This window comes from Kitasatospora sp. NPDC047058, from assembly GCF_040643935.1.
Lineage (GTDB): Bacteria > Actinomycetota > Actinomycetes > Streptomycetales > Streptomycetaceae > Kitasatospora.
In genome coordinates this window covers 34,480-53,460 of record NZ_JBEYVJ010000017.1, presented here as the reverse complement: position 1 = coordinate 53,460, position 18,981 = coordinate 34,480, and the positions used below count along the sequence as shown (strand labels likewise).

At 76.3% G+C, this 18,981-nt stretch carries 16 protein-coding genes and 1 pseudogene; 15 read left to right on the top strand and 2 right to left on the bottom strand.

Annotated elements, in window-relative coordinates:
• A pseudogene (locus ABZ885_RS04510) lies at window positions 1-311 on the top strand (hypothetical protein); the annotation flags it as partial.
• 70 nt (window positions 312-381) lie between these two features.
• Here the strand turns inward: ABZ885_RS04510 and ABZ885_RS04505 are convergent.
• Window positions 382-1,308 carry an LAETG motif-containing sortase-dependent surface protein gene (locus ABZ885_RS04505; RefSeq protein WP_360183270.1) on the bottom strand — a complete coding sequence of 309 codons (927 nt, stop codon included), beginning with the start codon at window positions 1,306-1,308 and terminating at the stop codon, window positions 382-384.
• Between the two features lie 160 nt (window positions 1,309-1,468).
• On the opposite strand from ABZ885_RS04505, the gene ABZ885_RS04500 reads away from it, so the two are divergent.
• The 8 genes from ABZ885_RS04500 to ABZ885_RS04465 all read left to right on the top strand — a co-directional run bounded on the left by ABZ885_RS04500 (window position 1,469) and on the right by ABZ885_RS04465 (window position 10,632).
• Entirely contained in the window at window positions 1,469-2,377 is a 909-nt protein-coding gene (locus tag ABZ885_RS04500; protein WP_360183280.1) for a LysR family transcriptional regulator, read from the top strand.
• A gap of 59 nt (window positions 2,378-2,436) precedes the next feature.
• A complete protein-coding gene (gene alc / locus ABZ885_RS04495; protein WP_360183268.1) occupies window positions 2,437-3,525 on the top strand; it encodes an allantoicase in 1,089 nt (362 codons plus the stop codon).
• A gap of 105 nt (window positions 3,526-3,630) precedes the next feature.
• Complete coding sequence (locus ABZ885_RS04490) at window positions 3,631-3,861, top strand: hypothetical protein (RefSeq protein WP_360183266.1); 231 nt, start codon at window positions 3,631-3,633, stop codon at window positions 3,859-3,861.
• Between the two features lie 29 nt (window positions 3,862-3,890).
• Entirely contained in the window at window positions 3,891-5,207 is a 1,317-nt protein-coding gene (locus ABZ885_RS04485; protein WP_360183264.1) for an amidase, read from the top strand.
• A gap of 151 nt (window positions 5,208-5,358) precedes the next feature.
• Window positions 5,359-7,887, top strand: a complete 2,529-nt coding sequence (locus ABZ885_RS04480) for an ABC transporter permease (RefSeq protein ID WP_360183262.1) — start codon at window positions 5,359-5,361, stop codon at window positions 7,885-7,887.
• A 155-nt stretch (window positions 7,888-8,042) separates the two neighbouring features.
• The gene (locus ABZ885_RS04475; RefSeq protein ID WP_360183260.1) at window positions 8,043-8,699 is read left to right on the top strand and encodes a TetR/AcrR family transcriptional regulator; all 657 of its coding nucleotides are present in this window, start codon (window positions 8,043-8,045) and stop codon (window positions 8,697-8,699) included.
• A gap of 129 nt (window positions 8,700-8,828) precedes the next feature.
• A complete protein-coding gene (locus tag ABZ885_RS04470; protein WP_360183258.1) occupies window positions 8,829-9,452 on the top strand; it encodes a TIGR03086 family metal-binding protein in 624 nt (207 codons plus the stop codon).
• Between the two features lie 358 nt (window positions 9,453-9,810).
• Window positions 9,811-10,632: an integrase gene (locus tag ABZ885_RS04465; RefSeq protein ID WP_360183256.1), complete on the top strand. Its 822-nt coding sequence runs from the start codon at window positions 9,811-9,813 to the stop codon at window positions 10,630-10,632.
• 54 nt (window positions 10,633-10,686) lie between these two features.
• On the opposite strand, the gene ABZ885_RS04460 is transcribed toward ABZ885_RS04465, so the two are convergent.
• Window positions 10,687-11,718, bottom strand: a complete 1,032-nt coding sequence (locus tag ABZ885_RS04460; RefSeq protein WP_360183254.1) for a LuxR C-terminal-related transcriptional regulator — start codon at window positions 11,716-11,718, stop codon at window positions 10,687-10,689.
• A 199-nt stretch (window positions 11,719-11,917) separates the two neighbouring features.
• Between ABZ885_RS04460 and ABZ885_RS04455 the strand changes: the two genes are divergently transcribed.
• From ABZ885_RS04455 to ABZ885_RS04430, 6 genes are all read left to right on the top strand, one after another.
• Complete coding sequence (locus ABZ885_RS04455; RefSeq protein WP_360183252.1) at window positions 11,918-12,139, top strand: hypothetical protein; 222 nt, start codon at window positions 11,918-11,920, stop codon at window positions 12,137-12,139.
• A 124-nt stretch (window positions 12,140-12,263) separates the two neighbouring features.
• Window positions 12,264-14,030, top strand: coding sequence for a hypothetical protein (locus tag ABZ885_RS04450; protein WP_360183250.1), 1,767 nt, complete (start codon window positions 12,264-12,266; stop codon window positions 14,028-14,030).
• Window positions 14,018-15,901, top strand: a complete 1,884-nt coding sequence (locus ABZ885_RS04445) for a YcaO-like family protein (RefSeq protein WP_360183248.1) — start codon at window positions 14,018-14,020, stop codon at window positions 15,899-15,901. The genes ABZ885_RS04450 and ABZ885_RS04445 overlap by 13 nt, the downstream gene beginning before the upstream one ends.
• A gap of 11 nt (window positions 15,902-15,912) precedes the next feature.
• Complete coding sequence (locus ABZ885_RS04440) at window positions 15,913-17,514, top strand: hypothetical protein (RefSeq protein ID WP_360183246.1); 1,602 nt, start codon at window positions 15,913-15,915, stop codon at window positions 17,512-17,514.
• Window positions 17,511-18,494: a thiopeptide-type bacteriocin biosynthesis protein gene (locus ABZ885_RS04435; RefSeq protein WP_360183244.1), complete on the top strand. Its 984-nt coding sequence runs from the start codon at window positions 17,511-17,513 to the stop codon at window positions 18,492-18,494. The genes ABZ885_RS04440 and ABZ885_RS04435 overlap by 4 nt, the downstream gene beginning before the upstream one ends.
• The gene (locus ABZ885_RS04430) at window positions 18,491-18,964 is read left to right on the top strand and encodes a hypothetical protein (protein ID WP_360183242.1); all 474 of its coding nucleotides are present in this window, start codon (window positions 18,491-18,493) and stop codon (window positions 18,962-18,964) included. The genes ABZ885_RS04435 and ABZ885_RS04430 overlap by 4 nt, the downstream gene beginning before the upstream one ends.
• Window positions 18,965-18,981 lie beyond the last annotated feature (17 nt).

Genomic DNA, 18,981 nt, shown 5'->3' with positions numbered 1-18,981 from the left:
CGGCGCCCCGCCGCCGCACCCGGCGCGGCCGGGCCAGCATCCCCGGGCCGCTGGTCACCGGCCACCGCCCCCGCCGCGAGGGCCGCCCCTACGACACCCACGTGCTGCCCTGCCGCCCGCCGGCCCCCTCGCTGCGCCCGGTCGACCTCGACACCCTCCCCGACCTCACCGCCGAGTCCGGCCGCGGCCTCTTCCTCATCCACGCCCTCACCGACCACGTCCAGCTGCGCAACCACCCGCTCCGCGGCGCCATCGTCAGCTTCGACAAGATCCTCAAGTGGCAGGACGACGCGCTGCTGCGGGCCTGCTGACGGTACGGGCGGAGAAGGGGGGACAGGCGCCCGCCGCCCGTCCCCCCTTCTCCGCCCGCTGCTGCCGGTCTCAGCCGTGCGAACCGGCCTTGCGGCGGCGCAGCACGAACAGCGTCCCGGCACCGACCGCGAGCACGGTCGCACCGCCGACGGCGATCGGCACGGTGTCGGAGCTGGAGCCGGTCTGGGCCAGCTGCGGGCCGGCCGGGGCCGGGGCCGACGGGGCCTTGGTGGTGGGTGCGGTACCGGCATCGGCGACCTGGAAGTCGCCCTCGTAGTAGTCGATGAACTGGGTGCAGGCGTTGGCCTTGTTATTGGCGGGGGTGGGGACCTTGTCGTTGTCGAAGGCGTCTGACCCGCCGCCGATGGTGCTGCCGTACCTGCCCACCGGGGCCTTCGCCGTCGCGGCGATCCGGAGCTGGACGGTGAATTTCTCGCCCTTTGCCAGCTTGGCGACGTCGAACGAGAAGTTGCGGTCCGTGAGCTTGAAGGCCTTCCAGCCGGAGCCGGTGTTCACCTGGACGTCGAAGAACTCGGGGCTCCAGTTGGGGCCCACTGGGGTGTCGAACTCGTCGGTGACGTAGAGGCCGTGATGGATGACGGGCAGGTCGACGCCGCTCTTGTTCTCGAAGACCACCGAGACCTCGGCTGCCGGGCCGCCCTTGACCAGGGTGGTGTCGAACAGGCCGGTGCCGGTCGTCTTGAGGAGCTTGCTCTGGTACACGCCACCGTGGCAGCGGTCGGTGGCGGTGGGCGTCGGCACCGGGACGGTCGGGCGGCCGGTGGGCCTGGCCGTGGCGGACGCCGACGGGGAAGCCGTGGTGGAGGCCGTGGCGGAGGTCGTGGCGGAGGGGGAGGCTGACGCGGTGGCCGACGGCGTGGCCGTGGCGGTCGGGCTCGGGGAGACGGAGACGGCGACGGCGCTGGTCGTGCCGACCGTCGCGCCGAGGGAGAGTGCCAGCAGCGTGGATGCGGCCAGCAGGCGGGAAGAGCGCACGATCTTTGCCCCCATTTGCGTGAAGTGTGCCAGATTTTGGGCGAGTTGACACCTGGTGTGATCACCGGGCGGCTCGCAGGAGCGGCACCCTACCGGGGGGCGGACAGCGGTCCTCGGCCGGGGGGGGCCGGAGTCGATCTACCCTGGCGCGATGGGTGCGGTGGGTGAGTGGGACCTCCGGCGGCTGCGGGTGCTGCGGGCGGTCGGGGAGTGCGGGACGGTGACGGCGGCGGCCGAGCGGCTCCACCTCTCGCCGTCGGCGGTCTCGCAGCAGGTGTCGGCGCTGGCGAAGCAGCTGGGCGCGCCGATGCTGGAGCCGTACGGCCGGCGGGTCCGGCTGACCAGCGCGGCGCGGCTGGTGCTGCGCCACGCCGAGCTGGTGTTCGGGCAGCTGGAGCGGGCCGAGGCGGAGCTCGCCGGTTATCTGCACGGCGAGGCGGGCGAGGTCCGGGTGGGCGCGTTCGCCACCGCGATCGGCGGGCTGGTCGTCCCCGCGATCGCCCGGCTGCGGGAGGCCGCGCCCCGGCTGGTGGTGCGGGTGGTCGAGGCGGAGGCGGCCGGGGCGTACGGGCTGTTGGCGGCGGGCGACGTCGACCTGGCGCTGTCGCTGGCCGTGCAGCCAGGCGCGGGCGATCCCCGGTTCGTCCGGTCGGTACTGCTCAGCGACCCGCTGGACGTGGCACTTCCGCCCGGCCACCCGCTGGCGGGCGCGCCCGGGCTGCGCCTGGCGGACCTCGCCGCCGAGCCGTGGATCTACGGTGCCGCCGGGCCCTGGCGCGAGATCACGCTGACGGCCTGTGCCGACGCCGGCTTCGTGCCGGAGCGGGCGCACACCGCGGCGGACTGGACGGCGATCCTGGCGATGGTCGCGGCGGGCCTCGGGGTGGCGCTGGTGCCCCGGCTGGCCTCGGCGGGCCGGGGCGGTGGGGCGGTGGTCCGGGCGCTGCCGGCCGATCTGCCGACCCGCCGGGTGGTCGCGGCGGTCCGGGAGGGGACGGAACGGACGCCGCCGTTGCGCCGGGTGCTGGCCGCGCTGGCCGAGGTGGCGGCCACCGTTCAGACGGACTGAACGGTGTGCTCGGTTCTTTGTGATGGACCTGCTCGTCCGGGCGGGGCGATGGTGGACGCATGGCCACCGACGACACCCCCAGGACCCTGCCCGACGCCTCCGCCCTCCCCTACGCGGGCGGCAATCCGTACGCCGACTACCGCTCCGGCGAGTTCGCCTTCACCGCGCTGACCGACCTGGCCGACCGCCGGCTCGGCGGCGCCGTCATCGCCGCCGACGACGAGCTGTTCGCCGAGCGGGAGAACCTGCTGCTGCCCGGGCCCGCCGAGTTCCGCCCGCACACCTTCGGCAACAAGGGCCAGATCATGGACGGTTGGGAGACCAGGCGCCGCCGCGGCGCCGGCCCCGACCGCCCGCACCCGGCCGCCGGGGACCACGACTGGGCGCTGATCCGCCTGGGCGTCCCCGGAGTCGTGCACGGCGTGGTCGTGGACACCGCGCACTTCCGCGGCAACCACCCGCAGCAGATCGGCCTGGAGGGCGCCGAACTCCCGGGCACCCCGGGCCCGGAGGAACTGCTCGCGGGGAGCACCGTCTGGCACCCGCTGGTGCCCCGCTCCCCGGTGCGCGGCCACGCCGCCAACGGCTTCGCCGTCGACAGCGGCCGCCGGTTCACCCACCTGCGGCTCAGCCAGTACCCCGACGGCGGCATCGCCCGGCTCCGGGTGCACGGCGAGGCCCGGCCGGACGCCGCCTGGCTGGCCGCGCTCGGCACCTTCGACCTGGCCGCCCTGGAGAACGGCGGCGCCGTCGAGGACGCCTCGGACCGCTTCTTCTCGTCCCCGGCCAACCTCGTGCTGCCCGGGAAGTCCCGGGCCATGGGCGACGGTTGGGAGAACCGCCGGCGCCGCGACGGCGGCCATGACTGGGTCCGCCTCCGGCTCGCCGGGCGCGGCGCGATCCGGGCGGTGGAGATCGACACCGGGTACTACGTCGGCAACGCGGCCGGCTGGGCGGCGCTGTACGGGCGGGACGCACAGGCCGCGGACCCCGGGGAGTGGTTCGAGCTGGTGCCGCGGACCAAGCTTCAGCCCGACGCCGTCCACCGCCTGGTGCCGGCCGCGCCCCGGCCGGCCACCCACGTCCGGCTGGACGTCTTCCCGGACGGCGGCATCGCCCGGCTGCGGCTCCACGGCAGCCTGGTCTGAGCCCGCCCCGGCCGCCCGGCCACCCCGTCGGCCGCCCGGCCACCCCGTCGGCCACCCCGCCGGACTCCGGTTGCCGGAGCCGGAGGGCCGCCGGACGATGGGGGAATGATGCACCAGATGCGCGCCGAGTACGGCGCCGACGGCCCGGCCGCCGGGGTGCGGCTCTGGCACATGGTCCGCGGCTCCGAGACCGTCGCCATGTGCGGCCGGGAGCTGGACGAGAGCGCGCCGCTGCGCGAGCCGGAGGACTGGGGCAAGACCCCCGAACTCTGCTGCCACACCTGCGGCGCGTACTACCTGCGCGAGACGCCCTACCTGTCCGCCGAGCACCCGTAGGCGTGGCACGAGGCCGTACCGTGGCCGGCATGGAGGAAGCACTGGTCCGGCCGCGGTCGTTGGCCGGGGAAGCCGCCCGACTCCGGTCGGGCGGGCCCGGCCTGTCCGCCCACGTCGACCGGCTCTGCGCCCGGATCGAGCAGCTCGACCCGCTGCTGCACGCCTTCGTGCCCGAGCCCGGCCGGCCGGAGCGCCTGCACGCCGAGGCCCGGGCACTGGCCGCGCGGCACCCCGACCCGGCCACCGCGCCGCCGCTGTACGGGGTGGCGGTCGGGATCAAGGACATCGTGCACGTCGACGGCCTGCCCACGCACGCCGGCTCCGCCCTGCCGCCGGGCGTGCTGGCCGGCCCGCAGGCCGCCGTGGTGGACCGGCTGCGGGCCGCCGGCGCGCTGGTGGCGGGCAAGACCGTCACCGCCGAGTTCGCGGGCAGCGCCCCCGGGCCCACCCGGAACCCGCACCACCCCGGGCACACCCCGGGCGGCTCCAGCAGCGGCTCGGTGGCGGCGGTCGCGGCCGGGCTGGTGCCGCTGGCGGTCGGCACCCAGACCGGCGGTTCGGTGATCCGGCCCGCCGCCTACTGCGGGGTGGTCGGCTTCCGGTCGACGCACGGGCGGATCCCGCTCGCCGGGGTGATCCCGAACGCGCCGAGCTTCGACACCCCGGGCCTGTTCACCGCCGACCTGGCGGGCGCGGCGCTGGCCGCACCGCTGCTCTGTGACGGCTGGCGCCCCGACGTCGCCGCGGAGGCCGCGGCCGCGGCGCCGCCCGTCCTCGGCGTACCGGCCGGACCGTACCTGGAGCGCGCCCGGCCGGAGGCGCGGCAGGCCTTCGAGCGGCAGCTGTCCCGGCTGGCCGCCGCCGGGCTGACCGTCCGCCAGGTCGAGCTGCTGCCCGACGTCGGTGAACTGCTGCGGCAGTTCCAGACGATCAACCGCTTCGAGCAGGCCCGGACCCACGCCGACTGGTTCGAGCGCTTCGGCGCCCTCTACCGGCCCGAGACCGCCTCCGGGATCCGGCGCGGCCAGGCCGTCCGGCCGGAGGACCACGACACGGCGCTGCGCGTCCGCGAGCACGCCCGCGCCCGGCTCGCCGACGCCTGGGCCGCCTCCGGGGCGGACCTCGTGCTGGCCCCCGCGGCGACCGGCCCCGCCCCGGCCGGGCTCGGCAGCACCGGCGACCCGGTGATGTCCCTGCCCTGGAGCTACTTCGGCCTGCCCGCCCTCAGCCTGCCGGCCGGCACGGCGGCCGGTCTGCCGCTGGGCCTCCAGGTGGTCGGCGCGGCCGGCGCGGACGAGCAACTGCTGGCCCGGGCCGCCTTCCTGGAGCAGGCGTTGGGGGGTTAACCCCCGCCCGGATCGGCCGGACCGCCGCACTGCGCCCGCACCCGCCCGCGCGGGAGGGTGAAGCCATGCCGAAGCCGCCCCGAATCCCCAGCCCCGACCGCCCGCTCCGCCGGGCGGTCCCCGCCCCGACGCGCCGGGGAGGGCGGGCCTGATGCTGCTCTCCTACGCACTCCAGAGCCTGCGCGCCCGCCGGTCGAGCTTCGTGGGCGCCTTCTGCGCACTGTTCTTCGCCGCACTGACCGTCACCGCCTGCGGCACCCTGCTGGAGACCGGCCTGCGCGGCGAGATCCGCACCGAGCGGTACGCGGGCGCGCCCCTCGTGGTGGCCGGCGACCAGCAGGTGCACCGGACGACCGTCCAGGACAAGGGCAACGGGAAGACCAAGACCAAGGAGAAGGCCAAGCCGCTCGCCGAGCGGGCCTGGCTGCCCGCCGGGCTCGCCGGGCGGATCGCGGCGGTGCCGGGCGTCCGCGCCGCGGTGCCCGAACTCACCTTCCCCGCCCAGCCGGTGGCCGCCGACCGGCTCCCCGGGTACGGGCACTCCTGGGCCTCCGCCGAGCTGACCCCGTTCACCCTGGCGGAGGGCCGGGCACCGGGCGCCGCCGACGAGCTGGTGGTGGACGCGGGCCTGGCCGCCCGGGCCGGGCTGCACGTCGGCGACCGGCTGACGGTCCGTTCCACGCAGGCACCCGCCGGATACCGGATCTCCGGCATCGCCGCCGCCCGGGGCGTCGAACTCACCGAGCAGAGCGCGCTGTTCTTCCACCCGGCCGAGGCCGAGCGGCTGGCCGGCCGGCCCGGGCAGGTGTCCGCGATCGCCGTGCTGCCCGCGCCCGGCACCGACCCGGCGAAGCTGGCCGGCGCGCTGGCCCCGGTGCTGGCCGCCGACCACGCCGTCGTCCACCGCGGCGCCGACCGCGGACAGGCCGAGTTCCCGGACGCCGCCGGTGCCCGGATCAAGCTGGTCAGCATGGGGGCCGCGATCGGCGGCACCGCCCTGCTGGTGGCGGTCCTGGTGGTCAGCGGCACCTTCGCCCTGCTGATCCAGCAGCGGGCCCGGGAGATCGCCCTGCTGCGCGCGGTGGCCGCGACGCCGAAGCAGGTGCGCCGGCTGATCGGCGGCGAGGCGCTGCTGCTCGGCCTGGCCGCCGGGGTGCTGGGCGCGCTGGCCGGCCTGCCCGCCGGAGGGCTGCTGTACGACGGCTTCGTCGACCTCGGTGCGGTGCCGGACACCCTGCACCACACGCTGAGCGTCTTCCCGGTGTTCGCCGCGGTGCTCGCGACCCTGCTGGCCGGCTGGGCCGCCGCCCGGATCTCGGCCCGCCGCACCTCCCGGATCCGGCCCGGCCAGGCGCTCTCCGAGGCCGCCGTCGAGGTGCCCGGCGCCGGGTGGGCCCGGACCGTCGCGGGCGTGCTGGCCCTGGCCGGCGGCATCGTCCTGGTCGCCGTCCTCGCCGCACTGGACACCGAGAAGGCCGCCACCCCGGTCACCTTCGCCGCCGTGGTGGTGCTGGCGGTCGCGGTGTCGCTGCTCGGCCCGGTGCTGGCCCGGGTGGCCTCCGCGCTGGCCGGCGGGGTGCTGCGGGTCTTCCCGGTCAGCGGCCACCTGGCCGCCGCCAACCTGCGGGCCGAGTCCCGCCGGCTCGGCGCCGCCGCCGCGCCGCTGGCCCTGCTGACCGCGATGGTCTGCACGGTGCTCTTCACCCAGTCCACGCTCGGCGGCGCGGCCGCCCGGCAGGCCGAGGACGGCGTCCGGGCCCCGTGGACGCTGGCCGCGAGCGCGCCGGGCGTGCCCGGCCAGGCCGCCCAGGCGGTCCGGGCGGTGCCCGGGGTGACCGCGGTGACCGAGGTGCTGCGCAGCTCGGTCCGGATCGACCTGGAGAAGTACGGCGTCCAGGGCGTGACTCCGGAGGGCCTGACGGCGGGTTGGGACCCGGCGGTGACGGCGGGCACGCTGGCCGGTTTCGGCGACGGCGACCTCGCGGTCAGCACGACGGCGGCCGGCGCCCTCGGGGTGCGCCCCGGCTCCACCGTGCGGATGGTCCTCGGCGACGGCACCCCCGCCACGCTGACCGTCCGGGCCGTGTACGCCCGCGGGCTGGGCTTCGGCGACCTCACCGTCTCCCATGCGCTGCTCGTCCGGCACGTCGACAACCCGCTCGCCGCCGCCGTCCTGGTGGCCGCGGACGACCGGGTCACCCGGGAGCGGCTGACCGCGGCGGTGGCGGGCTTCCCCGGGGTGCGGGTGCTCGACCGGGCGCAGTCCGGGGAGATCGCGGCCGAGGCCCGGCAGAACGGCGCCGCGGCCAACTACCTCGGGATGGCCCTGGTGCTCGGCTTCACCGCGATCTCGGTGGTGAACACCCTGGCGATGGCCACCGCCGACCGGCGGCGGGAGTTCGCGCTGCTCCGGCTGACCGGAACCACCCGGCGGCAGATCCTCGGGATGCTGCGGCTGGAGGCGGCGGCCGTGGTGGCCACCGGCGTGGTGACCGGCTCGGCGATCGCGTTCGCGGTGCTCACCGCCTTCAGCGTCGGCATGACCGGCGCGGCCGGGGTGGCCTGGGGGTGGGCCGGCTACGCCGGGGTGCTCGCGCTGGCCGCGGTGCTGGCGCTGGCCGCCACCACGCTGCCGGCCCGGCTGGCCCTGCGGGCGCCCGCCCTCGGCGTGTCGCGGTGAGCCGCACCGGGTGAGCACGGGGCCGGGCGCGGAGTACCACCCGCTATACCCTGGCAGGACGAAGGCGCCACGGGCGGCTCACCTCGGTGGGCCGCCCGGCGGCGCTCCTGCCCGACGGGTCTCCCGTGCCGACCGACAGCTGAGGTGGAGGGACCGTGGCCGGTTCTGTCACGACCGGACGCACCGACGGACGGGTGCAGCGCGGTGAGGAGACCCGTCGCGCGGTGCTGCGGCGCGCGGTCGGGATCGCCTCGGTGGAGGGGCTGGACGCGCTCTCGATCGGGCGGCTGGCGGGCGACCTCGGGCTGAGCAAGAGCGGTGTGTTCGCGGGCTTCGGCTCCAAGGAGGAGCTGCAGCTGGCCACCGTCCGGGCCGCCCGGCGGATCTTCTACGACGCCGTGATCGCCCCGGTGGAGGACACCGGCAGTACCGGTCTGGGCCGGGTCCGGCAGCTGTGCGAGAGCTGGCTCGCCTACTCGCGGGCCCGGGTCTTCCCCGGTGGCTGCTTCTTCACCGAGGTCACCGCCGAGTTCGACGCCCGCCCCGGCCCGCTGCGCGATGCCCTGGCGGACTGCGCGCGGGAGTGGCACGGCGTGCTGTTGGGCGCGCTGCGGGACGCCGCGGCGACGGGCGGGCTGCGCGCCGGAGCGGACCTGGAGGACCTGGTGTTCGTCCTGGTCGCGGTGCTGGAGACGGCCAACTCGCAGGCCGTGCTGTTCGGCGAGGACGGCCCGTACGAGCGGGCCGGCCGCACGCTGCTGCGCCTGCTCCGGGCGGAGGCGGCCGATCCGCAGACTCCCGTGCTCGCCTGATCCGCGCAGGTTCCCCGGCGTGCCCGCCGGGTGTTCCGCGCCCATAAAACTGCACGAACGGTCGTGCTAATATCCTCGCGAGTTCGACCCCGCACCCAGGCAGACCCGTCAGCACCGACAGGGAGACCGATGAGCCCGCTCGAACTGCACACCCGCGCCCTGGAGCTGGCGGCGGGCGTGATCGGCACCGTCCAGCCCGAACAGCTGGTGCTGCCGACGCCGTGCTCCGGCTGGGACCTCCGCCGGCTGCTGGAACACATGGTCGGCCAACAGCGGGGCTTCGCCGCTGCCGCCCGCGGGGCCGCGCCGGACCCGGCGCTCTTCCGGGACGTCCCGGTCCACGGCGATCCGGCGGGCGCGTTCCGCCGTTCGGCGGAGGAGCTGACGGCGGCCTTCACCTCCGCGTCCGCCGGAGCCGCTGAACCGCGGCTCCGGCTCCCGGAGATCCGTGACGGCGAGCCGTTCCGGCTGCGCCACGCGATCGGCTTCCAGTTGCTGGACACCCTGGTGCACACCTGGGACGTCGCGGCCGCCCTGGGCGTGCCGGCCGGGACGGCCGCGGCGGTGGACCGGGACGAGCCGCTGGCGGCCGCGCTGCTCGACGCCGCCGGGCTGGTGCCGGCCGGACCCGCGGACCGGGCGCCGGGACGTGCCTTCCGGGAGCGCCATGAAGCGGCCGACGGCGCAGGGCCGTTCGACCGCGCGCTCGCCCTGCTCGGCCGTGACCCGGCCTGGGCGCCGCCCGCCCGCTGAACCGGGGTGGGTCCGGCCCTTACCGGCCCTTACCGGCCCTCGCCGGCCGTCACCGGCCGTCGCGCGGCTCGTCCGGGAAGCGCGGTCCGCCGATCAGGAAGAGCAGTGCGGCGATCGGAAAGCCGAGCGAGGCGACCACCAGCACGACGAACTGCCACCATTCCATTTGCCGCTCCTCGTCACGTCCGGTCCGCCGGGCCCCTCGTGGGGGAGTCCAAACCCGGCGGGCCGTGATCGGCCGAATCGTCCACTCGGTATCCGACGGTATGGCCGGAATGCCCCTGCTGCCACCGGGCGCGACCGCGCGCCGCGTGCACGGGTCTGGGCCTGCGCCCCGGGCGGCGGCCACACTGTCGGGATGCAGGTACAGCTGGCAGGGGAAGCACGGCGGCCGGACCGCGACAGCGAGGACTTCGCGGCGGCCTCGCCGGAGGCGCTCGTACTGCTCGACGGTTCGAGCTCACCGACCGGCCTGGAGTCCGGGTGCCGCCACGGCACCCCGTGGTACGTACGACGGTTGGGGGTGCACCTGCTGGCCAGACTGACCGACCGCGCCGACCGCTCGATCGCGGAGTGCCTGGCCGACGCCATCGTGGAGACCGCGGCGCTGCACGGCGGCCGTTGCGACCTGGCCCACCCCAACACGCCGGCCGCCATGGTGGTCGCGGCCCGCCGGCACGGCGCCGCGCTGGAGTACCTGGTGCTCGGCGACTCGTTGCTGGTGCTGGAGTTCAGGGACGGCCCGCCGAAGGTGATCGGCGACAACCAGCGCTTCCCCGGCGGGGAGGAGCTGCGCCGGCAGGTCTGGTCGACGGTGCCCGGCTCGGCCGAGCGGGCCGCGCTGCACCTGGAGTACGCGCGGGCCGTCCGGGCCGCCCGGAACAGCGGCGCCGGCCCGTGGATCGCCGCCGCCAGCCCGAAGGCGGCGGGGCACGCCGAGACCGGCTTCGTCGGCCTGGAACGGCTGCGCGCGGTGGCCGCCCTGACCGACGGCGCCTCGCGCTACACCGAGCGGTTCGGCCTCGGCAGCTGGGCGGACGCGCTGCGGCTGCTCGCCGAGTCCGGGCCGGGTGAGCTGATCGCCCAGGTGCGGGCGGTCGAGCGGACGGACGTCACCTGCGAGCGATGGCCGCGCGGCAAGGCGCACGACGACGCCTCGGCGCTCTACGCCCTGCTGTGACGGTGGCCGGGGTGCGGGCCGGCCGGGCGGTGGGCGCGGCGGACGGCGGTCCGCTCAGGCGGCCGACGCGGTGACGAAGCCCGACCGTTCGGCGAGGACGCCGGCCTGGAAGCGGCTGTCCGCGCCCAGGCTGTCCATGAGCTCGGCGATGTGCCGACGGCAGGTGCGGACGGACATGCCCAGGCGCCGGGCGGCCTGCTCGTCGGTGCTGCCGTCGGCGAGCATCCGGGCGATGGAGCGCTTGATCGCCGCGCCGGCCTCGCCGTAGCCCGCGACCACGCTGCGGGTCTCCTCCTGGTCGAACGGCAGGGCCCGGCTCCAGCACTGTTCCAGCGAACGGTAGAGGTAGTCGACCAGGGCGGGCTCGCGCACCATGACGGCGCCGCTGGGCGCGCCGATCCCCGTCCGGGGGATGAACGCCACCTCCCGGTCCACGATGACGACCCGGTCGACGATCTCGTTGTCGGTGCGCAACTCGCATCCGGAGGCGGTGAGTCGGCTGGCGTAGTGCTGCATGGCCGGGTTGACGCGGACGGTGTGCTGGTACAGCGCCCGCATCCGTACGCCGCGTTCGAGCAGTTCGAGGTTGCGGGTGAGCGCGTCCGTCAGGCCCTCGACCGAGCCGATGCCCGGGTGCGCGCTGAACACCTCCGTACGGCAGTTTCCGGCCAGCTCCTGGAACATGGCGCGGACGTCGTCGGGGTTCTCCATGACGTCGATGGCCTCGGCGCTGCTGCGCTCGCGTCTCATCTCGTAGTAGAAGGGCACCAGCCCGAGCAGCTCGGTCCGGACCTGGGCGGCCTGCTGCTGGCGTGCCTGCAGCTCGGCGTTGATGGGGCCGATCAGTTCGGCGGCGGCGAGCTCGGGGTTGGTGGCGATCAGTTCCGGGGAGCCGTCGGGGGCGGGGCGCAGCAGGTGGAGCGCGGACAGGGCGGCGGTCGCCCGCTCCAGTTGGCCGGAGGTCAGGCCGAGCTCCTCGGCCGCCCGGTCGTCGAGCCGGCCGCGCCGGACCGCCCAGGTGAACACCCTTGCCGCCGTCTCGTCGAGACGGCCTGAAAGTGCTGGAAGGATGTCCGATTCGACCATGATTGCCCCCGTTTGATCATAGTGCTTTCGCTGCGTTGCAACTTTATGACAGGGGCGCCAGGTGGAGATCCCCCCAACCGGCGGGCCACTGTGGAGCTGCACCGGAAAGCAGGTGCGGCTCCGGGCCGGAAACGGCGGAGGGGCCCGAGGGGACGTACGACGCCGTGACCCGGCGATCGACACAACGGGGGAAAACACCATGCGCAAGCGCCTTGCTTCCTGCTTCGTTCTGACCGCTCTCGCCACCGTGGTCATGGCCGGTCCGGCGTCCGCCGCCACCGCGACCGCCACCGCCGCCGCTGCCGCCGCCGTCACCGTGCAGGCGGCCGGGGCGGACACCGACCCGCTGCACCTCGTCCCGAAGCCGGCCCTGAAGAAGTCGGGCAAGGACGACGGCCACAACGACCTCCGCTGGGAGTGACCGCACCGCCGGAGCCCTGCCCGACCTGACCCGAGCCGATCCGCCTGATCCGACCCGCGATCGAGGACCCATGTCTGCCGCACCTTCCCCGCTGCCGCTCCGCGGTGTGCGATCCCGCCCCGGAGTGCACTACGCACCGGTCAGCAAGGGCGTGTACGTCTCCGCCGCCAAGGGGGCGTTCCTGCTGGCCGGCCCGGCGAGTCTGTTCCAGCTGGTCGACCGGCTGACCCCGCTGCTGGACCGCGGCGCCACCGAGGACGAACTGGTCGCGGCGGCCGGCGCCGAGAAGGCCCGCGACGTCGTGCGCTGGGTGGCCGGCCAGCTCCTCGTCCGCGAGCTGCTGTTCGACCTCGACCGGCTGGACACCCCGGACCCGGGACCGGAGGAGCGCGCCGCCTACGGCGACTCGCTCGCCTACCTGGAGACCCGCAGCGACGAGCCGTACACCGCCTTCCGCCGGGTGCGCGAGGGCCGGGCGGCCGTCCTCGGCCGGGGTCCCGCCGCCGAGTCGGCGGCCCGCGGCCTGGCCGCGGCCGGCTTCGGCAGCGTCGTCCTGGCCGGTACGGACGGCAGCGCCCCGGACCCGTCCGAGCTGCTGCTGCTCGACCCCGAGCTCGACCGCGTCGTCCTGCCCGCCTCCGCCGCCGAGGCCGCCGGACTGCTGTCCGGTGCCTGTGTCGCGGTGGTCGTGGACGCCGCCCCGTCGGGCGACGCGACCGCCGAACTCGCGCCGGGCGCCGCGATCGTCCCGGTGACCACCGCGGACGCGTCGCAGGCCGGCGGTCCCCAGGTCGTCGGCCCGCTGCGGACGGCGGGCGAGGCGCCCGGACTGCACGAAGGCCTGGTCGAGCGTGCGGTGATCCGGCAGGGCGACCAGCCCCGGACCGTGCCGTCGCCCACCGGCGCCATCATGGCCGGTGCGCTCGCCGCCCACCGGGCGTTCCACCACATCGGCCTCGGCACGCCCGAGAACTCCGTCTCGGTGGTGCACGGCCCCGCGCTGGAGACCGACGAGGCCGTGCTGGCCGGGTCCGGCCAGGCCGAGTGGAGCGGCATCCGCAGCCTCGGCGACGCCGACCCGTCCGGGCTCGGGCCGGTTGTGACCGAGGAGGTGCTCACCGACGCGCTGCCGCTGTTCGCACCCTGGACCGGCCCGTTCCGCTGGATCGCCCCCGACGACCTGCCGCAGCTCCCGTCCGCCCTGGCCGTTCTCGACGGCCTCACCCCCGACTTCGGCGGACCGCTCGTCCGCCGCGGCATCGACCACGGCTCCGCCGCCGTCCAGGCGATCCTCGCCGGGCTGCGCGTCCTGGCCGCCGCCCCGTACCCGCCCGGCATCCGCCTGCTGGAGCGTTCGGTGTCGGCCGCCGGAACCACCGAGGCGCGCTGGCTGCTGGACGGTGTCCTGCGGATCCTGGCACGCTCCGCCGCGGCGCCGGCCACCGTGCTGGGCTGGGACGACATCACCGACCACGACACCCTGCGGTTCTGGCGCACCCTGGAGGAGTACGAGGACCAGCCGGTCACGCTGACGCTCGTCCGCCCCGCCGGACTCGCCGGCCCCTGGTGCACCGTCACCGTCGCGGACGCCCGTACCGGCGCGGTGCTGGGCTCCGCCTGGGGCGACGGCACCGACCGGGCGGCCGGCCTGGCGCTGGCCGCGGCCCACGGTGCCCGCCGGGCCGAGCAGGCCGGCCACCCCGGCACCGTCGACCCGGCACCCGCGACCGACCTGATCGACCTGCTGACCGGGCCGCAACTGAACGCGCTGGCCGAGGACGTCGAGGCGTACTGCCACGCGCACGGGGTGCGTCCGCTCGGGGTCCGCGTCGTCGCCGACCCGCTGGCCGGGGAGCAGAAGCTGTGCTGGGGGCCGGTATGGCTGTCCTGACGATCGCCGAACCGTCCACCGTCTGGCAGGAGTTCGCCGACCTGCACGGCGCCCGCCCCAGCGTGTCCGACGGCTGGGACACCGAGGCGGAGCGCGCCGCCTGGACGGCGGCCCGCGACGCCGGGGTGCCGCTGCTCTCCGTCCGGGTCTTCCCGGACGAGGTGCAGATCGGCCCGCTGTGGGACCCGGCCGGGCCCGCGCCCTCCTGCGCGGGCTGCGCCGAGGCGCGTGAGCGGCTCGCCGCACCGATCGCCCACGGCCACCCGATCGTCCGCGAGTGGCGTGCCCGGCGCTCCGGCACCGGTGCGTCACCGCTGCTCCCGCTGCTGGCCCGGGCCGCGCTGGCCGCCGGAACCCCCCTGGCCCCGGGCGAGTTGCTGTCCGTCCGCCCGGGCGGGCTGCGCCGGCACCGGATCACCCGGTACCACGCCTGCCCGGTCTGCGGGGACGCCGGAATGCCGCACGACCGCACCGACGCGCCGCCCGTGCGGACGCCGGAGCCGCTGGTGCTCGCCGACCGCCCGTCGCCGTCGCCGCTGCCGCTGCGCGAGCGCCCCGGCCTGCCGATGCCCGCCGACGAGCTGCACCGGCGGACCGTCGACGCCCGCTTCGGCCCCTTCGTCGGGGTGCAGCGGGAGACCCAGGCCCCGTTCGCGATGAGCAACGCCGTGATGCCGGGCGGGCCGGTCGGCTCGGGCCACGGCCGCGGCGTCACCTACCGGGAGAGCGACCCCGTCGCCATCCTGGAGATGTACGAGCGGATCGGCGGGTTCCCGTACGGGACGGGACGGGTCGTCAGGGACCTGCCCTACCAGGGCATCGGCCTTCCCGCCCTGGACCCGGCCGCGCTGGGCGGGCACACCGCCCGACAGCTCGCCCACCCCTCCTGCCGCGTGCTGCCGTACGCGCCGGACGCCCCGACCGACTGGGTCTGGGGCCACCGCATCCCCACCGGCGAGCCGGTGCTGGTCCCGGCCGAGGTCGGCTTCTACCAGTACCGGCTGGAGCGGGAGGGCGACAAGAAGATCCACTTCCTGGAGTCCTCCAGCGGCTGCGCGCTCGGCGCGAGCCTGGAGGAGGCGGCGCTGCACGCCCTCTTCGAGGTCACCGAGCGCGACGCGTTCCTGCTCGCCTGGCACCGGCGCCGCCCGCTGCCGGCCATCGACCCCGCGTCGGTGCGCCGGGAGCGCAGCCGGGAGCTGATCGGCCTGATCCGCTCGCGCGGCTACGACGTGCACCTGCTGGCGGCGAGCCAGGACATCCCGCTGCCGTCGGTGTGGGTGCTGGCCGTCCACCGGGACGGGCTGTTCCCCGCCAGCTACTCCGCGGCCGGCACCCATCCGGACCCGGAGGCCGCGGTCGAGGCGGGCCTGTGGGAACTGGCGCAACTGGTCCACGAGCGGGTGCCGTTCGACCCGGCGGCGGTGGAGCGGATGATCACCGACCCGTTCGAGGTGCGCGTCCTCGACGACCACTACCAGCTCTACAAGCGGCCCGAGCTGCTGCCCCGCGTCACCGAGGTGCTGGGCGGGCCGGTCGTGCGGCTGGACGAGGCCTTCCCCGGCTGGCCCGACGCCCTGCGTCCGGCGGCCGGTGCGCAGCCCGACGTCCGGGCCTCGCTGGAGACCGTGCTCGGCCTGTACGCCGACGCCGGACTGGACACCGCGATCGTCGTCGACCAGTCCACCCGGGACCACCGCGACCTGGGACTGGCCGCCGCCAAGGTGATCGTCCCCGGCACGCTGCCGATGACCTTCGGCCACGCCAACCAGCGGCTGCTCGGCCTCACCCGGTTGACCGACGGCCTCCTGGTCGACGGCCGCCCGGTCACCGCCGACGACCTTCCGCTCGACCCCCACCCGTTCCCGTGAGAGGAGGACCGATGAGCCTGATGCTCGAACGCGGCACGCTGCCCGGCACCGCCGGACCACGCCGCAGCACGACCCCGCACGGCACCGACGCCCTGCACGGCACCACGATCCCGCACGGCGCCTCCGCCCCGCACGGCAGCACGACCCCGCACGGCACCGACGAGCTGCGGGAACTGCGCCGCTTCGCCTTCGAACAGGGCGCCGGCAAGGCCTTCGTCGCCCCGGGCCCGCAGATCGACCCCTCGATCGGCACCACCAGCGGGCAGCTCCCCGCAGGGGTTCGCCCCGACGCCGGCCGCCCGCTGGCCCTCGGCACCTCCCGGCTGCTGCGCCGCACCCCCTTCCCCGCCGCCCTGCGGCCGGAGGACGGGCCGGCGGCCGGTGAGGAGACCCTCGACCACCTGCTGGTCACCGCGTTCGGCCTGCAGCGCCGGGAGCCGTCGAACTCCTTCAACGACCACCGCGTCGTGCCGTCGGTCCGCAGCAAGTTCCCGGTCCGCCCCTACCTGCTGCAGGACGGCGCCACCCGCTACCTGGACGTCCAGCGCCACGCGCTCCTGGACGTCGAGGGCACCCCTGCCGCCGCCGGCGAGCAGGGCACCACCGTGGTGCTGGCCGGGCGGCACACCGACCTGCCGCCGCAGTACGCGCTGCTGCGCGGCCCGCTGGTGGACCTCGAAATCGGTCACAACCTGCGCAGCCTCTACCTCGCGGCCCAGCTGTTCGGGGTCCGGGCGGAGCTGGAACTGCCGACCCCCGACCCCGAGGGCCTGGCCGAGCGGATCGGCGTCCGGCCCGCCGAGGGCTGGGCCTACCCGGTCGCGGTCCGGCTGGACGGCGCGACCCCGCGCTGGCGTCCCGGCACCGACCGGCCGGCGCCCACCGGCGACCCGGCACTGGACCGGGTGCTGCGGATCGACCGGCTGACCAGGCCGTCCGGCGCGCCCGCCCCGGCGGCCGGGACCACCGGCACCGGCCCGTACCCGGTCGAGGGCAACGGCCTGACCTGGGCCGAGGTGCTCTGGAACCGCACGGCCGGGCGCACCCCCGAGGGGGTCGGCGGCTTCTCCGGCGTCCGGGCGCCCCAGCCGTACGCGGCCGTCGCCGACAGCCTGGCGCTGGCCTGTGCGCCGCCGCCGTCCCCGCTGCTCGCCGCCGTCGCCCGGCACGTGCGGCTCACCCTCTGCGCCCAGGACGTCGAGGGGCTGCCGGACGGCATCCACCGCGTCGAGGACGACCGGCTCACCGGGCACCTCGCCCGGCCCGGCGTGCACGCCGCCCTGGACGCCCAGTTCGGGTACCCGCTGAGCGGCGGCAACGACTGCTCGGTGCGGCACGCCACCTTCGTCTGGACCTTCACCGCCGACCTGCGCGCGCTGTTCGCCGAGTTCGGGCCGAGCGCGTGGAAGCTGCTGCAGTACGCCTGCGGCTGGTCGGCACACGGCCTGGTGCTCGGCGCCGCGGCGTACGGCATGTACGCCCGGCCGGCCCGCGCCTTCGACGAGGTGCGGATCGCCCGCACGCTGGAGCTGGACCGCGACCAGACCGCCGTCTTCCAGGTGGTCTGCGGCACCGGCCGGTTCCGCGAGCCGATGCTGGACCTGCGGTCATGACCGGCACCCCGGACAACAGACCCCGCTGGAGCTGCTGGCACCTCCACCTCGACTCCGCCGTCCCGGCGCTGGTGGACACCGTCCTGCTGGACGTGGTCGAACCGGTGGTGCGCGGGCTGCGGGCCGACGGCGCGATCACCGGCTGGTTCTTCATCCGGTACTGGCAGCACGGGCCGCACCTGCGGCTGCGGCTCGCCGGCCTGGACGAGTCGGCCGAGCCCGGCGTCACGGCGGCGCTCGCCGAACGGCTGGCCCCGGTCAACGCCGGCATCCCGGACGGCGAGCGGATGAGCACCGAGCAGTACCACCGGAGCACCGGCCCGATCGCCAAGGCCGGCGAGGGCGGCGCGGACGGCTTCGAGGCACTGCCGCTGGCCGAGCTGCGACCGGGCGGGGTGCACCGCGAGTCGTACACCCCGGAGACGGACCGCTACGGCGGGCCCGCCCTGCTGGGGCTCAGCGAGTCGCTGTTCGGCGACAGCAGCGAGCTGGTGACGGCTGTCCTGCGGACCCGTCCGAACTGGAACGCCCGGGTCTCCTTCGCCCTGCTCGCGATCGCGGCGGCGGTCCGCGCGGCCGACCCGGACGAGGTCTCCCAGGAGCGGTTCCTGCGCGGACTGCGCACCTCCTGGCTGACCTGGGCCGGGCGCGCCGAGCACCCGGACATGAACCCGCTCGCCGCCCGCGAGGCGTCGCTGCGCTCCGCGGGGCTGCTCGCCGAACGCTTCCCGGGCGGGCCGGGCGCCCTGCCCGGTGCCGGCCGGGCCGCCGACCGGTGGGCGCATCGGCTGGGCGCCGCCATGGACGTCTGGCGGGACGCCGCCCGGGCCGGGACGCTGAGTTCCAGCCCGCCGGAGATCCTCGCCTCGCACCTGCACATGACGCTCAACCGGCTGGGCTTCGGCCCCGAGCAGGAGGTCTTCCTGCTCAGCGTGCTGATCGAGCTCTGGGCGGGCCACCGTACGGCGGCGGCGGCATGACCGCCGCCGGGACGCCGGCCGGTCCGGCGTCCGTCCCGCCGGGCGGGTACGCGCGCGGCTGCGCCGTGCTGCTGCCGGAGCTCGCCGAGCGGGTCGGGCCGCCGCTCGCGGAGGGCCGCTGGTTCGCGCTGGAACGGACGGCGGGCCGGTACGGCCGGGTCCTGCTCCCGCTCGGCGGCAGGACGTACCGCGGCCACGCCTTCGCCGAGGCCTTCGCGGCCGCCCTCGGTACGCCGGCCGGACAGTCGGACGGGTCGTTCTGGTGCGCGCTCGCCGGCGACCCGCGGACCGGCCGGGCGGTGGTGGACGGGCTGCGCTGCGGTCTGGCGCAGGCCGCGGCCGCCCACGGCTTCGCGGTGCACTGGCCGCGGGTGCACGACCAGGAGTTGCTCGACATGGCCGCGCAGCTGGACGGCCTGGACACCGGCGTCCTGCTGGTCGCCGAACTGTCCGACCGGACGCCCGCGTAGCCGACCGGGTGCCCGTG

What these genes read in the sequence shown, in the direction of transcription:
- alc (WP_360183268.1), top strand. Translation starts at nt 2,437, where the DNA reads ATGGCCACCGACGACACCCCCAGGACCCTGCCCGACGCCTCCGCCCTC.
- ABZ885_RS04490 (WP_360183266.1), top strand. Translation starts at nt 3,631, where the DNA reads ATGATGCACCAGATGCGCGCCGAGTACGGCGCCGACGGCCCGGCCGCC.
- ABZ885_RS04485 (WP_360183264.1), top strand. Translation starts at nt 3,891, where the DNA reads ATGGAGGAAGCACTGGTCCGGCCGCGGTCGTTGGCCGGGGAAGCCGCC.
- ABZ885_RS04480 (WP_360183262.1), top strand. Translation starts at nt 5,359, where the DNA reads ATGCTGCTCTCCTACGCACTCCAGAGCCTGCGCGCCCGCCGGTCGAGC.
- ABZ885_RS04470 (WP_360183258.1), top strand. Translation starts at nt 8,829, where the DNA reads ATGAGCCCGCTCGAACTGCACACCCGCGCCCTGGAGCTGGCGGCGGGC.
- ABZ885_RS04465 (WP_360183256.1), top strand. Translation starts at nt 9,811, where the DNA reads ATGCAGGTACAGCTGGCAGGGGAAGCACGGCGGCCGGACCGCGACAGC.
- ABZ885_RS04460 (WP_360183254.1), bottom strand. Translation starts at nt 11,718, where the DNA reads ATGGTCGAATCGGACATCCTTCCAGCACTTTCAGGCCGTCTCGACGAG.
- ABZ885_RS04455 (WP_360183252.1), top strand. Translation starts at nt 11,918, where the DNA reads ATGCGCAAGCGCCTTGCTTCCTGCTTCGTTCTGACCGCTCTCGCCACC.
- ABZ885_RS04445 (WP_360183248.1), top strand. Translation starts at nt 14,018, where the DNA reads ATGGCTGTCCTGACGATCGCCGAACCGTCCACCGTCTGGCAGGAGTTC.
- ABZ885_RS04440 (WP_360183246.1), top strand. Translation starts at nt 15,913, where the DNA reads ATGAGCCTGATGCTCGAACGCGGCACGCTGCCCGGCACCGCCGGACCA.
- ABZ885_RS04435 (WP_360183244.1), top strand. Translation starts at nt 17,511, where the DNA reads ATGACCGGCACCCCGGACAACAGACCCCGCTGGAGCTGCTGGCACCTC.
- ABZ885_RS04430 (WP_360183242.1), top strand. Translation starts at nt 18,491, where the DNA reads ATGACCGCCGCCGGGACGCCGGCCGGTCCGGCGTCCGTCCCGCCGGGC.